This is a genomic window from Paenibacillus sp. FSL K6-2524 (genome assembly GCF_038005525.1).
In the GTDB taxonomy this organism is placed as follows: Bacteria; Bacillota; Bacilli; order Paenibacillales; family Paenibacillaceae; genus Fontibacillus; species Fontibacillus anaericanus.
Map to the genome: position 1 here is coordinate 5,289,517 of NZ_JBBOSP010000001.1, position 14,366 is coordinate 5,303,882.

A 14,366-nucleotide genomic window follows, 5' to 3' on the forward strand; every position below is an offset into this window, starting at 1 on the left:
GTTCATACCTGTTTATCTAATTTATATTGAATGCTTAGTAAGCCCCATCATTACGTAGGCCTTGTGCTATAGCCACACCTGCACTCGAACCTAACCGGGTTGCTCCAGCTTCAATCATAGCTAAAGCATCTTCGAGACTCCGTACGCCACCGGAGGCCTTTACACCAATTCCAGGGCCAACCGTCTTCGCCATTAGTGCCACTGCCTCTATTGTAGCTCCACCCGTAGAGAATCCTGTGGAAGTTTTGACAAAATCAACGCCCGCCGATACAGCTAACCTGCATGCACGAACAATTTCTTCAGGAGTTAACAGACATGTCTCGAGAATGACTTTCACAAGAGCTTTGCCTTCTGCTTTCTCAACCACACCAATCATATCACGTACAACTAGGTCATCGTCCCCAGCTTTCAAAGCACCAATGTTAATGACCATATCAATTTCCTTGGCTCCATCTGCAATTGCCTGTGCCGTTTCAAACGCTTTTACCTGTAGTGCAGAAGCCCCAAGTGGGAACCCGATAACCGTGCATACTTTCACATTAGGGACATCCTTTAATACTTCTGCAGCCGTCTCCACCCATACTGGATTTACACATACGGAAGCAAACCCGTATTCCTTAGCTTCATTAGCTAGCTGCACAATATCTTCTTTTCTTGCATCAGCTTTTAACAAAGTGTGGTCTATCTTAGCCACGACCGATTTCATACTCACATTAATTCCCCCGATTTTGATCTATTATTAATATAAACTTGAAATTTGTACATCTGTAGGAAGCTTAAACGGATTATCCTTATTGATCCGATCGTAGAACATAATTCCATTCAAATGATCGATTTCATGCTGCATCACAATCGCATTGAAACCTTTATAACGAACCTTTATTTCCTCACCTTTCTCATTCCAGGCCTTAATCTGTACCTTTTCATATCGCGGTACAAAGCCCTGGATCGGCCGATCTACCGAGAGACAACCTTCGCTTTCCGGTATATAGACCATGGTGGTCGAGTGGCTAATAATCTTTGGATTAAATAGCGCAATTTCTCTATCTACACCTTTATCATCAGTTAGCAACGCTGCGAACATGCGCTTATTCAAACCAATTTGATTAGCAGACAAGCCTACCCCTGCCCGGAGCTTATATTTTTTACTTAGTTCAGGGTCTTGGCTATTCTTCAGAAAGAGCATCATTGCCGCCATTTCTTCTTTGTCTTCCTCACTTGGAGGAACACTTACCGGCTCCGTTACAGTTCTGAGAATGGGGTCGCCTTCGCGTATAATATCGTCCATCATTATGATATAGTCTCGTTTGAATTTACTCATAAATAAAAAACTCATCCACCTTCGTACTTATTATTTGTGCCGCTAGCTAACCAGTAGTCACAGGGAATCATCGCTCGTTAAACTATATTGAATCCATAGTAGTATTGTAATCGTTACCTGCTCATCATACAATAAGACTCCTGATAATACCGCAACAATACATAGAAAAGAGCTCCTATCCGGAGCTCCAGTTCATTTATATTTATGCCAATCCATATCACTTTTACTTAGCAAATGCTCAAAGTTATTATCCAGTTGTTTCTGTTTCGCCTTACGTTCTTCCTCTGCTTGGATCCGAATTTCCTCTTTCCGTTGCTCTTCTTCCCGTTTCATATCCGCAGCCTGCTCCTTTAGCTTGCTTACAATATCAGGGCTGAGCAAGTCTTTTAGCGTAGCTGGTTGATCACCGGAAGTAACGGGAGGCGTTGGACGTGATTTCTTTTTGGCCATTTTCAGTTCACCTCGGTTAGTTCTGACTTTACTGTGAGTTCAAACCTAAAGTATCACAGAGTTAAAAATACTGTCAACAACTGCCGTGCCTCAGTCCCCCAAGAAAGATGTTCAAATTAAACTCAAAGCTCTCTTGCAAATCGAGTGGAAGTCCAAATCCACCAAGTCGCTCTAAAGATGCATAACCATGTACCAGGCTTCGCAATCCGCGTACAGCGTACAATGCCTCTTTTTCATTCAAAGAATAGTGACTCAATAACTGAAGCGTTAAATCTACAATAGCTCCACCCGCCCTGGTAACCTCATGATCTCTCTGATCAGAAGCTATTTGGGCACCTTCATATAATCCTGGATGCTCTAGAGCATAGTTAATATAAGTACTAGCAAAGGCACGTATCGCCGCCTCTCCATTAAGTCCATCTATGGCAGCAACGATACGTTCATGCAATTGATTCAGAACTTGTGCAGCCAGCATTCTTCTAAGCTCATCAAGACTACTGACATGATTGTAAAGTGAAGGTGAACGCACCCCTAGTTTTTGAGCTACGGATGACAAAGTTACAGCAGCTATACCTTGAGTATCAGCAATCTCCCAGGCAGCTTGTAAAACCAACTCTGCATTAAGTCCGGCTCTAGGTGACATGGGGTTCACTCCTCTCGCTTTCGCCTGACACAGATCCAAATGCCAGTTCCGCCTTCTTAACCGCGCTGCCCATAGCCTGAATGGGGTCTAAGATCAGGTTGCCATGTCCTGCTGCTAATAGCGTTGGATTCAACGCTACTAACTTCCGAACGCTATCCAGCGCCACCTGCTTATTCCATGTAGCCATAGCCGGGAACGGAAAGAGAGGAGTCATCATCCCACTCACCGCGACGGCTGTGCGAGTATGCATGGCATCGCCAACCACCAGTGCGCCGGTTCGTTGATCTAGCAGAGATATCGATCCCGGTGTATGACCCGGACTAGCGATAACCAACAGCGATCCAATTTCATCACCAGCCGCAATGAGAACATCTGGGCGAGTTTGTAGCGTCTTGGGCACTCCTCCACGAATGGGAGTCTGTGGTTCACCCGGATCCAAGGAGAGATCTCCATCCATCAGTCGCGCATCCCTTGTTGAAACATATACTGGAACCTGTGGAAATCGAGACTTCAGGGCATCTAGAGAACCAACATGGTCATTGTGGATATGTGTCAGAACAATACGTGATAATGGCTTACCTATTTTTTCGATCGTATGAATTATCCCCTTTATACTGTAAGGCAGCGCTGCGTCGATCAACGTTACCCCGTCTTCTTCTTCAACTATATAGCAGTTAACAGGGAAAATTCTTGGGAGAAATGATAATTGAAATAAGTTTTCCTTCTGAATTATTCTCATGAACCCTTGCCTCCCTCTCACCTTATCAGTCTATTTCATTACTTTTCTACAATAAAACTAATGTCGTTAGTTTATATTATAACTAATGCCATTAGTTTTGCAAGTCGATCTATCTAAAAAACGAAAATAAAAAGCAGGACACCGGAATATAATCATCCCGCAGTCCTGCCCAAAGCGATCTATATCATTTTAGTTGTTTTTGTTTGTGGTATGAATTTGCTGAGATATTTCAGTCTTTCCCTCCACTGTTCCCGGCCAGAAAGCCCATCGTCCCAGTAGCATCGTAATTGCCGGAACAAGTAGTGGACGGACTACAAATGTATCTAGTAGTACTCCAATGGCGCAAATCAGGCCAAATTGTACCAATACCTGAATCGGTAATGTTGCCAACACAGCAAAGGTACCCGCCAATATTAAGCCCGCAGAGGTGATGACTCCCCCTGTTTCCGTAACTCCCTCTTGAATGGCCTGCTTGAGCGGCATACTTTTTCGCTTCTTCCAAATGCTTGAGATCAAGAAAATGTTATAGTCCTCACCTAGCGCCACAAGAAACACGAAGGCATAGAGTGGAATCAGACCTTGAATCGCCGTAGCGCCCATGATGTCGTGGATAACGAACCAGCCCAATCCAAGTGCGGAGAAGTAAGATAACACGACTGTCAATATTAGATAGATCATGGCAACTACGGAGCGAAGATACGCAAGTAATAAAATGGCGATCAAGCCGATTACAATCGGAATAATGACCTGTTGATCTCGTGCATTAGTCGCTTCCGTATCAAACTGAGTTGACGTCAATCCCCCAACCCAAACCCGCTCCTCTGGCGATGTTACACCGGCATCCTTTAAAACTTGCACTGCAGCGTTTCGTATATCAGGAATATGCTTCATTGCCTCATTAGAATATGGATTTAAATTAAACTCGATATCTATAGCGTTAATCTCATTATTATTTTTCCCCTGGGTAATCTCTGACACCTTGCTAACAAAAGGCAATTCAGAGAAGGTCTTCTCAAGTGGAACTTCCTTCCCCTGAGTATCTACCATAAGCTTAACTGGTGCTAACTCACCTGGCGTAAATTTATCTGCAATAACGGCAAATCCTTCACGAGAAGGACTATCTTCCGGAAAAGAAGATAAGATATCCACGGTGTATTCAATCCGTAGCGCATTACCAGCGAACCCTCCAAGAATCACTAGGGTCACAATTACAATTAGCCATGGTCTCTTCGTTACTACACGTCCGACCCAACCTCCGCTTTTTTTGTGCGATTTAGAAATGTTTGCTTTCCCTTTCTTACGAGCCCTTTCAGCTGCCATCTCTGGTGTTCGAGGAACAAGCGGGTAGAATGAAACCCGTCCGAAGATGGCCAACAGCGCCGGAACCAAGGTTAAACTGGCAATGCCCATAATCAGAATCGACAAGCTAAAAGGAACGGCGAATCGGTGGACAGAACCATACTTAGCAAATAACAATACCAGTAATGCCATGACCACGGTGAATCCACTCATTGCAATAGCACCAGATGAATCTCGGAACGCTCTTACCAACGCTTTTGACTTATCCTTTTCCTCCATCAGGAGCTGTCTAAATCGGGATATGAGGAACAAACAGTAATCCGTTCCCGCACCGAACAGAAGGACAGTCATGATTGAAATACTCTGTGAATCAAATGTGATCCAGCCCATATCGGCCATTTTCCCCAGTATCGGACTAGTTACTCCATAAGCGAAGCCAACTGCAATCAAAGGTATAATCGCCAAGATAGGCGATCTATAAATAAGCAGTAATAAGACCAGAACTAACAGTACAGTTGCCATAAGTAATGAAACGTCTGCATTGGAGAATAACCCTACCGCGTCGAGTGAAACTCCCGCAGGTCCTGATACACGGACGGATAGTTCACCATGATCATCAAGCTTAGCAGCGAACGGATCGCTCCCGAAGTCGGTCTTCACTTGCTCCTGAATCTGGGCAATCCCTTGCTTTAGCAGATCAGAATCAATATTCTTGTTGAAGAAATACGGCAATACAATAGCTGTTCCATCCTCAGACGCCTGCTGTTTCAACGCTGGCAGAGGAATACGATCGAAGGGTACGACTAACTCCTGCCCCTCAAGCGGATTCTGCGTAAAATAAGCGGTTAACTTCTGTATATTCTCGTAGTCCTCATCAAGAAGTCCACCATCTCGTTTCCATACGAGCAACGCCGGTAATCCGGAATCACTTGGAAACTCTTGCTCGGATAATAGTCCCGCCTGAACCGATGGCTGAAGAGAATCAAGATTAGCCGCAGTATTATCTTCTTTCTGATTAACGCCTGGCCAGACTACACTTAGCACACCAGCAAGAACAATCCACGCGACCAGTGTGACCCATTTCGTTCTTCCCCCAGCAACCCAGCGACCCATACGCTCCAGTAGGATATCCATATCTTCTCCATCTCCATTTTCTCCATTGATTAGTGGTGTGACATAAATCATAATGTAATTATATATACCGGAAGGTTAATTATCAATCGAAAATTTAATTCCACCTTTGTTCTCCTCAAATCGCTTATGGTATAATAGTTCGTCAGTACAAGGGATTGAGGTGATTGGGATGAAATCCCCGAAAAAAAGGCCTTTAGGAAGACCTTCTGGACAACAAGAAGGCTTACCTACTTCCAAGACTATATTACATGCTGCCTCGAAGCTCTTCATAGAAAAAGGATTTGAATCCGTTTCGATGAATCAGGTTGCAGAACTTTCCGGCGTAACTAAAGCGACCGTTTATTACTATTTTCCAACAAAAACAGAATTATTTATGGCTTCGATGCTCGAGGTATTGTCCTTTGTTAACGAACGTATTAGAACAATTCTAGAGCAGCCTAGCAGCTTCCGTTCTCGTCTAGTTAACATTGCTACAAACTATTTAAAAATCCCACAGGTCCATATGGATGGGATGGTCGAGAAGGTCCGGCACCATCTATCTCCTGAACAACAAGAATCACTAATTATTCATGAGAATGCGTTGTACCAGAGATTACAAGAGGGATTCGATGCAGCCGTCAGAAATGAAGAAATTGTTTGCAACGATTCCTTTATAGCCGCTCACATTTTCGTGTCCATGCTAAAGGTTGGGGAACGTAAATATACAGATGACAACAAACTATTTGCTTCCATAGAAGAGGCTGCTGAAGGGATCGTATCCTTCCTTTGGAGAGGTATTCATAAGTGAGTAAGCCCATAACAAACAAAGGATGATCATATATATGGCTTTCGGCGTCAAAAGAGAAGAACTAAATGCTTGGAAAGAAGCAGTTTCCCGCGGGGAGATTGCCTTCTTGACACACTTTTGGCTAGATCCCCGTTTTCCCGGTATCACGACCGTTACCAAGGTCGGCTGTTCCGACTTGCAACGTCTAACTTCCTGGTGTATCGAACATGATCTCCCACCACAATACATCCATAATCGCTCCCCCTTCCCCCATTTTGATCTACTCGGACCAAAGCAACGTGAAATCCTCCAACAAGAGGAGCTCTGGGACCAATTAGAGCGCTTCAGATTAGGGTAGCACTCCGATTTTGGATGTAGCCTTAATTTCTTATATTTATTTTTTCTCTTTCCATGGAGACTATAATACCTTATTCTGTATATGGGAAATTTTATTAGAGAGAAAACTATACTGAGGTGAGAAATTAGATGTCAAGTAATGCACATGCTTCGCCCGTTTCAGGCAGTTTGTTTAAAAACCGGTTTTACCAAACGATCCTGATTTCGAACATCTTTCTACAAATCGGGATTTGGGTTAGAAATTTTGCCATTCTCATGTTCGTGACAGATCAGACTAACAACGATCCACTGGCAATTTCGCTTATTTCTGTAGTTGAGTTTGCTCCAATCTTCGTCTTCTCCTTCATAGGAGGTGCGTTCGCTGACCGTTGGAAGCCTAAGCGAACCATGATCTGGTGTGATTTCCTATCCGCCATCTCTGTATTCGCTGTACTACTTACCCTACTGTATGGTTCATGGGAGGCCGTCTACTTAGCAACATTCGTCTCGGCCATACTATCACAATTCTCCCAACCTTCCGTCATGAAACTATTCAAACAACATGTTCATCCCGAGAAATTACAGCAAGGTATGGCCCTATTTCAATCCCTGGTTGCCATCTTCATGGTACTCGGACCTTCCCTTGGTATATTCTCATATCACCAATTCGGCATTAAAATTTCAATCGGAGTCATGGGCGTAGCCTTCTTATTATCTGCGGTTGTGTTATTCCGACTCCCAGCTGATGAGGAGCCAGAGGCCAAGGGTGAACGCAGCACAAAAATATGGCAAGAGCTTGGTGATGGATTCCGTTATGTATGGCGCAGTCCTGTATTGAAAGTCCTCGGTCTCACATTTGCGATTGCTGGATTCTCCATAGGTACCATCCAGACACTTTCCCTCTTCATCGTTACAGAGCGGCTTGGTCAACCTAAAGAGTTCTTACAGTTTCTGATGATGGTCAACGGGGTCGCTATGTTGCTCGGTGGAGCCGTCATTATGACGCTTGCCAAAAAGATCGCTCCGCAAGTCTTGCTCGCTTTTGGTATAGCCGTTAGTGCTGTATGTATTGTTGGTATGGGTCTCTCCACTAGTATCCCATTAACCTTGGCGTTACAATTCCTAAACGGACTTACCATGCCCTGCATCCAAATCGGGATTAACACCATGATCCTTCAATGGACAGAACAGTCCTATGTAGGCCGGGTAAACGGAGTGCTTAGTCCGATGTTTATGGGGATGATGGTCATCATGATGTCGGTGGCCGGAGTTCTCAAGAAAATGTTTCCGCTGGTCGAAATCTTCGTTATATCTGGTATCGTAATGTTAATAGGTGCACTCATTCTCATTCCGATATTCAAACATAAACCAGCACCTACTGTAACAGCAGAAACTGCTAACCCTGCATAAATTACTTGCATATAAAAAGAGTCCTGGTAAAGATGATCAAGGGATCATCTTTGCACAGGACTCTTTCTTAATATATAGCCAGTTTGCTTATCGTTTGTTAAAAATGTCCGTCAATACCGGAACGATTTGCGCTTTACGGGATACGACGCCTTTGAGTACTGCCTTGTTATCGGCTAGTTTCACACTATAAGCCTCTTCTACAACAGCAGAATCCTTACCGAGTGCTAGTCCTACAGAGTCGTTGTTGAGAATGTCAGTTACAACAAACAAGAACAAGTCCAGTCCCTTACTCTCGATGATTCCGTTAAGAGCGGCTTCAATCTCAGACTGCCGTGACAGCACATCGTTTACATCCACTGCATTTACTTGAGCAATTTCCACTTTAGATCCAGCCATATCAAATTCCTTAGCATCAAGGGAGATGAGTTGCTGAATTGTCTTGTCGCTCAAATCGGCTCCTGCCTTCAGCATGTCAAGACCATATTCCTCAGCATTTACGCCTGCAATTTCCGCTAGTTCGCGAGCAGCATTAACATCTTGCTCTGTGCATGTAGGTGATTTAAATAGTAGTGAATCCGAAATAATAGCAGACAGCATCAAGCCAGCTATATTGCTGGGTACCGCAATTCCGTTTTCTTTATACAATTTATTTAATATTGTAGCCGTACAACCAACGGGTTCAGCGCGATAATAAAGCGGTCCACTCGTTTCAAAGTTAGCAATACGATGATGATCAATAACCTCAACGACCCGGACTTGATCGATATCCGAAACGCTTTGTTGCCGTTCATTATGATCAACTAGAATGACTTCTTTCACTTCACCAGCTACCGCCTCGATAACCCGAGGGGCCTGAAATCCGAAACGATCCAGAGCAAACGCCGTCTCCCCGTTAACGTTGCCTAATGCAACAGGTTCAACGTTCCAACCTAGCTTGGATTTCAAGTCTGCGTAAGCAATTGCTGAGCAAATGGTATCTGTGTCGGGATTTTTATGACCGAAAATCAATACTTTTTCCATCTAATTACTCTCCTTTTCGTCATCAACTTAGAAAAGTATATCTCAGATTTAGCTGGACAATCAAGATGATAGCTTTAATATTTATTACGCATTGCAAACAAACTAGGGTCAAGGAGATAATAAGTCCTAAGAATGACATTAAGTCTTCACTCAGGTAGTCTTCAGCAGGCACTCAGCCTAATCATAGATAATATGTACTATGAGTAAGGTTTAATAGTTAGGGAGGCACATAACATGAACAACGTGAAGGGTATCAAAATATTACTTGTCGACGATGAACCACATATTCTTCAATTTCTAGAATTCGGCTTAACTAATGAAGGATTCGATATACGGTCAGCTAGTGATGGAATGAGTGCTATTAACATAGCAGCTGAATTCCATCCCCATATCGTCGTGCTCGATGTCATGATGCCGGGAATGGACGGCTGGGAAGTCTGTCGATTATTGAAGAAAAACATGAGCAACATCGCCATTATTATGTTGACAGCTAAGGACGAGGTTGATGACAGAGTTAAGGGACTAAATATCGGCGCTGATGATTATGTCGTCAAACCCTTCAGCTTCGAAGAATTGCTAGCACGAATCGGAGCGCGATTACGCAACCAATTTCCAACTCTATTTGGAGAAGTCATGCTAGGACCCTTTCGTATCGATGACCGCAGGAAAGAAATAACCTATCTTGAGCAGGTACTGGAGCTATCTCCAACCGAATACGAGTTGCTTAAATATTTGGTTATTAATCAAGGCATTGTATTAAGTAAGTCAACGATCTTAGATCAAGTTTGGGGTTATGATTTCGGTGGTGAGGAGAATATCGTTGAAGTATATATAAGATCGCTTCGCGAGAAATTAAACGACAAAGAGCATCGGCTCATTCGCACGCTCCGTGGCGCGGGTTACCGCGTCGATCTGCCATGAAGAGGGGGTTGTTAGGCAAAATCAAAACATTTTTTGCCCCCCGCTCTCTTCGTTTCCAGTTACTCTCTCGCTCCTTGTTCATCTTAGCGGCTCTGCTATTACTCATCGGATCACTGCAGTACATTCTGATGAAAGACTTCTTATACCGCAGTCAGTCGGAGACGATGATCTCTCAATTGCGGAGTATCCCTAAGAACCTGCTTAATACGAATACTCGATCCCCTGAATGGAGAGACGAAGCGGCTTCAAATTCCGATCTACCTAGCCCCGACAAGGGAAATCGTGGACCTATCTTTTTCCTTACTGGCACTTCTCTGGCTTACATCAGTGAAGACGGTACTTTCACGGACTTAACAGAAGAATACGGTGTACCGTCCCCCCGTCTTAGCGGTGCACAATACACTGAAGTTATTGAAAACACAAGATACAAGGACCATAGCAATTATCAAGTTGTTCAAGACACTGCTGGAAACGAACAACTTATCGTGATCATAAAGACTGGCGGACCCGAAAATCGTCACGAGCTCATTCAAATGGGTACACTCACCGCTCCAATACGAGAGATCGCTTTAAGGCAACTTAGGACATTTCTTATCTTATCCTTACTTGCTCTAGCAGGAGGATTGATGCTCTATTTACCGGTTCTGCGCCGATCACTTAATCCGCTCAACCAAATGATAAAAACCGTTGAGGCCATAAATGCAGGTAACTTAAATCATCGATTCCCCGATACGCAGAGACAACTCGAGATCGATCGGTTAGCCAATTCATTTAACGGTATGCTTGAGCGATTAGAGTTGTCCTTCGATGCTGAACGGGAAGCCAAAGAACAGATGAGAAGATTCATCGCCGATGCATCGCATGAACTACGCACCCCGTTAACTTCGATTCACGGATTTTTGGAGGTCCTTTTACGTGGTGCCGTTGATAGACCAGAACAGCTCTATGCCGCCTTGAACAGTATGCATGGGGAATCTAAGCGCATGAAAAAGCTGGTAGAAGATCTGCTGATGTTAGCTAAGTTAGATCGTGCCCCTGAGCTTCAACTAACCGAGACACGATTAGATTTGCTTATTACAGAAATGGAGCCCAGTCTGCAAATTCTTGCGGGAGAACGAAATCTTCAATTGAATATATCGCCTTGCAGTCCGGGTATGTACGATTCTGATAAGATAAAGCAAGTCATACTAAACTTATTTCATAATGCCGTCCAACACACCGACCCGATTGATGGCGCTATTACACTAACCTTATCCTCCCATCAAGATCGCACCAAATTGACCATTAAGGATAACGGCCAGGGTATCTCTAAAGAGCATTTACCCCATGTCTTTGAACGTTTCTATCGTAGTGATTCTTCACGTACTCGTAAACATGGTGGTGCTGGATTAGGTCTTTCGATAACACATTCCATTGTCGAAGCTCATGGCGGCAGTATCAGCGTTTATAGTGAAGTAGGAGAAGGAACAACATTTCAAGTGGTACTTCCTATTTTAAAATAACACATTAAAAAGCCGAGGATTCAGCACAATTGATGTGCTTGAACTCTCGGCCTCTTGTACGATCAGGTACCCCTTTATTCCGTTACTTCGATGACATATTGTTTGTATTTACCGTAATCGCTTAGCTTACATTCCATAGTGATCTTTGTTCCCTCAGACTCATATTCTGTAGACAGAATGTTTGCACTTTCATTGAAATAAGACACCACAGCCCCTTGATCATAAGGAATAAGCATCTCACATTGAATGTAATTTTTGAAGATACGCTCTCGGATAGCCTCGACCAATTCAGAAATACCGATCCGTGGTTTTGCGGCAATATATATTTTATCCCCATCAACCTCGGGAATACTCCGTTCCATAAGATCAGATTTATTATAAGCGTAAAGCGTCGGAATATCTGTAATTCCAATTTCCTTCAGCGTCTGAACAGTAATATCGATCAGTCGTTCATGTTCCGGATTACTATAATCGACCACATGAATCAGCAGATCTGCCTCGGCCACCTCTTCTAGCGTCGAACGAAACGCCTTGATGAGATGATGCGGCAATTTACTTACAAATCCAACTGTATCCGTAAGCAAAAATGATTTATTGTCCGGCAGTGGAATGTCACGAACTGACGTTTCCAGCGTGGCGAACAACATATCTTTCTCAAGCACTTGCTTCTCTGGAGTTATACTGTACTGTTCCATCAAGGCATTCATAATCGTAGATTTTCCAGCATTCGTATATCCTACGAGTGAAACAACAGGAACATCATTTTTCTTCCGCTGTTTACGTTGGGTCTGCCGATGAGCAACGAGCACCTCTAGTTCTTTACTCAGCACCGTGATCTTCTCTTCAATCCGCCGCCGGTCAAGCTCAAGTCGCGTCTCACCCGCACCTCGGTTCTTAGTACCTACTCCCCCGCTCTGTCTTCCCAGTGATTCCCCTAACCCAATCAAACGAGGTAGCATATATCTAAGTTGCGCTACTTCCACCTGCAACTGAGCTTCGCGCGTCTTCGCCCGTCGTGCAAAGATGTCAAGAATCAGTATCGTCCGGTCGATCACCTTACACTGCAAATCGGCTTCGAGATTACGAATTTGTGAAGGTGACAGCTCGTCATTAAAAATCACGAGATTGCCTTCCACCCCTTCTAGTAGTGCAAGCACCTCTGTACTTTTTCCTGTTCCAATGTAATGAGATTTATTCACACGTGGCAAGTTTTGAGTCATTGTTCCTACAACCTCAACTTCACATGCCTCTGCCAAATTCGCTAATTCTTCCATCGAATATTCAAAATCAGCTTGATGATTCAGATTAACCCCAACTAATATCGCCTTTTGTTCTAATTGTTCCATAAACTGCATTCCTCCTAAAGAAAAAATAAAAAACACAGGCAGCAGGCCTGTGTAGAATGCAAACGAGATATGATGACCATAGCGGACCTACGGCGAAATAAACGCTTACCGTAAGCGACGTCAACAAGTCGGTATATTCTATTCTAAAGTTCCCCTTATCATAGCAGACCAATCCCGTTCACCCTGCACAGGAGCAGAGCCTTTGAGCACTATTCAATTAGCCGCGCAAAGTGGAAAAACGGAATTTAATGTATAACACGGGAAACCCTCCGTTCATGTAAATTAAGTCTATTTTACCATAAGTATGTTCAAATGAACAACCTCATATGTTATCTACATGACTCAGTTTACCTATAGATATTAGAGGAGGAATAATTATGCCAAATTTCCCTTCAACTGGTGGAGGCGGTTTTGAATTGATAAGTACGTTATTCCCAATTCTTTTCATTATCATTCTTGCACTAATTATCTTTAGTATGATCCGAAGTGGTGCGCGTTACGCCAACAACGCCAGTTCCCCCCGGCAATCTGTATATGCAACCATTACTTCCAAGCGCATGGATGTGCAGTTCTATTCCCATACCGATGCTAACGATCAAATGCATACCACCAACTCTTCACATACTTATTATTACATCACACTGCAGTTTGACAATGGTGAACGTAAAGAATACTTAGATGTCAAAAATATTTACGGACTTGTCGCCGAAGGAGATACCGGATACGCCGCAACTCAAGGTGAGTGGATTGTTGCTTTTGAACGAAATCAAGAAGTTAGTAGAGACAATAGTAGATTTTGATGATTCATCAACATTTTCCATTGTATATTTATGGTACAATTAAATTGATTTCCTATAGTAAATTGGAGTCTATTAAACAGAAAAGGAATGATGTACATGCAATGGATCGTAATTGGTGTTGTAGCGATCATCTTAATTTATGTTATTGTCGCTTACAATGGTTTAGTAAAACTTCGGAACTGGGTTAAAGAATCATGGAGTCAGATTGATGTTCAGTTAAAGCGTCGTCATGACTTGATCCCCAATTTACTAGAAACAGTTAAAGGTTATGCTAAGCATGAAAAAGAGACTTTAGAGAAAGTCATCCAAGCTCGTAATGGGTTAATCTCAGGCTCACCGAGTGAGCGTGTCGAAGCTGATAGTCAGCTCCAAGGAGCTTTGAAGTCGGTATTTGCACTGGGTGAATCTTATCCTGATTTGAAAGCCGATCAGAACTTTGTGTCGCTTCAAGAGGAACTCGCAAATACGGAGAACAAAGTAGCCTATTCCCGCCAGCTATATAACAAAACAGTAGCCGAATATAACACAAAAAGGGAATCGTTCCCTACAAATATGATTGCCGGGATATTCAATTTCAAGGTAGAACAATTACTTGTTACTCCAGAAGCAGAGAAGGAAGTTCCTAAGATTACATTTTAATCTGCCTTGATATTGGATGGATTGATTCATGAAAGTAAGG

The 14,366-nt window shown here is 43.3% G+C and carries 15 protein-coding genes; 7 read left to right on the plus strand and 8 right to left on the minus strand.

Annotated features, from left to right (window positions below; genetic code table 11):
* Positions 1-34 precede the first annotated feature (34 nt).
* From deoC to NST85_RS24630, 6 genes are all read right to left on the minus strand, one after another.
* Positions 35-706, minus strand: coding sequence for a deoxyribose-phosphate aldolase (deoC, locus tag NST85_RS24605; protein WP_341191162.1), 672 nt, complete (start codon positions 704-706; stop codon positions 35-37).
* 33 nt (positions 707-739) lie between these two features.
* On the minus strand, positions 740-1,321 hold the full coding sequence (gene def, locus NST85_RS24610; protein ID WP_307401113.1) for a peptide deformylase: 582 nt from the start codon (positions 1,319-1,321) through the stop codon (positions 740-742).
* Positions 1,322-1,513: 192 nt separating this feature from the next.
* On the minus strand, positions 1,514-1,771 hold the full coding sequence (locus tag NST85_RS24615; protein WP_341190642.1) for a YqkE family protein: 258 nt from the start codon (positions 1,769-1,771) through the stop codon (positions 1,514-1,516).
* Between the two features lie 73 nt (positions 1,772-1,844).
* The gene (locus NST85_RS24620; RefSeq protein WP_307401118.1) at positions 1,845-2,414 is read right to left on the minus strand and encodes a TetR/AcrR family transcriptional regulator; all 570 of its coding nucleotides are present in this window, start codon (positions 2,412-2,414) and stop codon (positions 1,845-1,847) included.
* Positions 2,404-3,153 (minus strand): MBL fold metallo-hydrolase, encoded by a 750-nt coding sequence (locus tag NST85_RS24625; protein ID WP_341190643.1) that lies wholly within the window; start codon positions 3,151-3,153, stop codon positions 2,404-2,406. Before NST85_RS24625 ends, NST85_RS24620 begins: the two co-directional genes overlap by 11 nt.
* A gap of 189 nt (positions 3,154-3,342) precedes the next feature.
* Positions 3,343-5,586 (minus strand): MMPL family transporter, encoded by a 2,244-nt coding sequence (locus tag NST85_RS24630; protein WP_341191163.1) that lies wholly within the window; start codon positions 5,584-5,586, stop codon positions 3,343-3,345.
* 169 nt (positions 5,587-5,755) lie between these two features.
* On the opposite strand from NST85_RS24630, the gene NST85_RS24635 reads away from it, so the two are divergent.
* The 3 genes from NST85_RS24635 (at position 5,756) to NST85_RS24645 (ending at position 8,098) form a co-directional block, all read left to right on the plus strand.
* Positions 5,756-6,373, plus strand: coding sequence for a TetR/AcrR family transcriptional regulator (locus NST85_RS24635; protein ID WP_341190644.1), 618 nt, complete (start codon positions 5,756-5,758; stop codon positions 6,371-6,373).
* 34 nt (positions 6,374-6,407) lie between these two features.
* Positions 6,408-6,710: a hypothetical protein gene (locus NST85_RS24640; RefSeq protein ID WP_127193561.1), complete on the plus strand. Its 303-nt coding sequence runs from the start codon at positions 6,408-6,410 to the stop codon at positions 6,708-6,710.
* A 128-nt stretch (positions 6,711-6,838) separates the two neighbouring features.
* Positions 6,839-8,098 carry an MFS transporter gene (locus NST85_RS24645; protein WP_127193562.1) on the plus strand — a complete coding sequence of 420 codons (1,260 nt, stop codon included), beginning with the start codon at positions 6,839-6,841 and terminating at the stop codon, positions 8,096-8,098.
* An 87-nt stretch (positions 8,099-8,185) separates the two neighbouring features.
* Here NST85_RS24645 and NST85_RS24650 read toward each other — a convergent pair whose 3' ends face one another.
* A complete protein-coding gene (locus tag NST85_RS24650; protein ID WP_307401134.1) occupies positions 8,186-9,118 on the minus strand; it encodes a manganese-dependent inorganic pyrophosphatase in 933 nt (310 codons plus the stop codon).
* Between the two features lie 234 nt (positions 9,119-9,352).
* Here NST85_RS24650 and NST85_RS24655 point away from each other — a divergent pair, with 234 nt between their 5' ends.
* Both NST85_RS24655 and NST85_RS24660 read left to right on the plus strand, forming a co-directional pair.
* Positions 9,353-10,039 (plus strand): response regulator transcription factor, encoded by a 687-nt coding sequence (locus NST85_RS24655; RefSeq protein ID WP_341190645.1) that lies wholly within the window; start codon positions 9,353-9,355, stop codon positions 10,037-10,039.
* Complete coding sequence (locus tag NST85_RS24660; RefSeq protein ID WP_341190646.1) at positions 10,036-11,541, plus strand: sensor histidine kinase; 1,506 nt, start codon at positions 10,036-10,038, stop codon at positions 11,539-11,541. The genes NST85_RS24655 and NST85_RS24660 overlap by 4 nt, the downstream gene beginning before the upstream one ends.
* A gap of 74 nt (positions 11,542-11,615) precedes the next feature.
* On the opposite strand, the gene hflX is transcribed toward NST85_RS24660, so the two are convergent.
* Entirely contained in the window at positions 11,616-12,887 is a 1,272-nt protein-coding gene (hflX, locus tag NST85_RS24665; protein ID WP_341190647.1) for a GTPase HflX, read from the minus strand.
* A gap of 377 nt (positions 12,888-13,264) precedes the next feature.
* Here hflX and NST85_RS24670 point away from each other — a divergent pair, with 377 nt between their 5' ends.
* Both NST85_RS24670 and NST85_RS24675 read left to right on the plus strand, forming a co-directional pair.
* The gene (locus tag NST85_RS24670) at positions 13,265-13,687 is read left to right on the plus strand and encodes a DUF2500 domain-containing protein (protein WP_127193567.1); all 423 of its coding nucleotides are present in this window, start codon (positions 13,265-13,267) and stop codon (positions 13,685-13,687) included.
* Positions 13,688-13,783: 96 nt separating this feature from the next.
* Entirely contained in the window at positions 13,784-14,326 is a 543-nt protein-coding gene (locus NST85_RS24675; protein ID WP_127193568.1) for a LemA family protein, read from the plus strand.
* Positions 14,327-14,366: the final 40 nt, after the last annotated feature.

Coding starts and splice junctions, on each gene's coding strand:
- NST85_RS24655 (WP_341190645.1), top strand. CDS start 9,353: ATGAACAACGTGAAGGGTATCAAAATATTACTTGTCGACGATGAACCA.
- NST85_RS24670 (WP_127193567.1), top strand. CDS start 13,265: ATGCCAAATTTCCCTTCAACTGGTGGAGGCGGTTTTGAATTGATAAGT.
- NST85_RS24675 (WP_127193568.1), top strand. CDS start 13,784: ATGCAATGGATCGTAATTGGTGTTGTAGCGATCATCTTAATTTATGTT.
- hflX (WP_341190647.1), bottom strand. CDS start 12,887: ATGGAACAATTAGAACAAAAGGCGATATTAGTTGGGGTTAATCTGAAT.
- NST85_RS24635 (WP_341190644.1), top strand. CDS start 5,756: ATGAAATCCCCGAAAAAAAGGCCTTTAGGAAGACCTTCTGGACAACAA.
- NST85_RS24645 (WP_127193562.1), top strand. CDS start 6,839: ATGTCAAGTAATGCACATGCTTCGCCCGTTTCAGGCAGTTTGTTTAAA.
- NST85_RS24620 (WP_307401118.1), bottom strand. CDS start 2,414: ATGTCACCTAGAGCCGGACTTAATGCAGAGTTGGTTTTACAAGCTGCC.
- def (WP_307401113.1), bottom strand. CDS start 1,321: ATGAGTAAATTCAAACGAGACTATATCATAATGATGGACGATATTATA.
- NST85_RS24615 (WP_341190642.1), bottom strand. CDS start 1,771: ATGGCCAAAAAGAAATCACGTCCAACGCCTCCCGTTACTTCCGGTGAT.
- NST85_RS24640 (WP_127193561.1), top strand. CDS start 6,408: ATGGCTTTCGGCGTCAAAAGAGAAGAACTAAATGCTTGGAAAGAAGCA.
- NST85_RS24660 (WP_341190646.1), top strand. CDS start 10,036: ATGAAGAGGGGGTTGTTAGGCAAAATCAAAACATTTTTTGCCCCCCGC.
- NST85_RS24650 (WP_307401134.1), bottom strand. CDS start 9,118: ATGGAAAAAGTATTGATTTTCGGTCATAAAAATCCCGACACAGATACC.
- deoC (WP_341191162.1), bottom strand. CDS start 706: ATGAAATCGGTCGTGGCTAAGATAGACCACACTTTGTTAAAAGCTGAT.
- NST85_RS24625 (WP_341190643.1), bottom strand. CDS start 3,153: ATGAGAATAATTCAGAAGGAAAACTTATTTCAATTATCATTTCTCCCA.
- NST85_RS24630 (WP_341191163.1), bottom strand. CDS start 5,586: ATGGATATCCTACTGGAGCGTATGGGTCGCTGGGTTGCTGGGGGAAGA.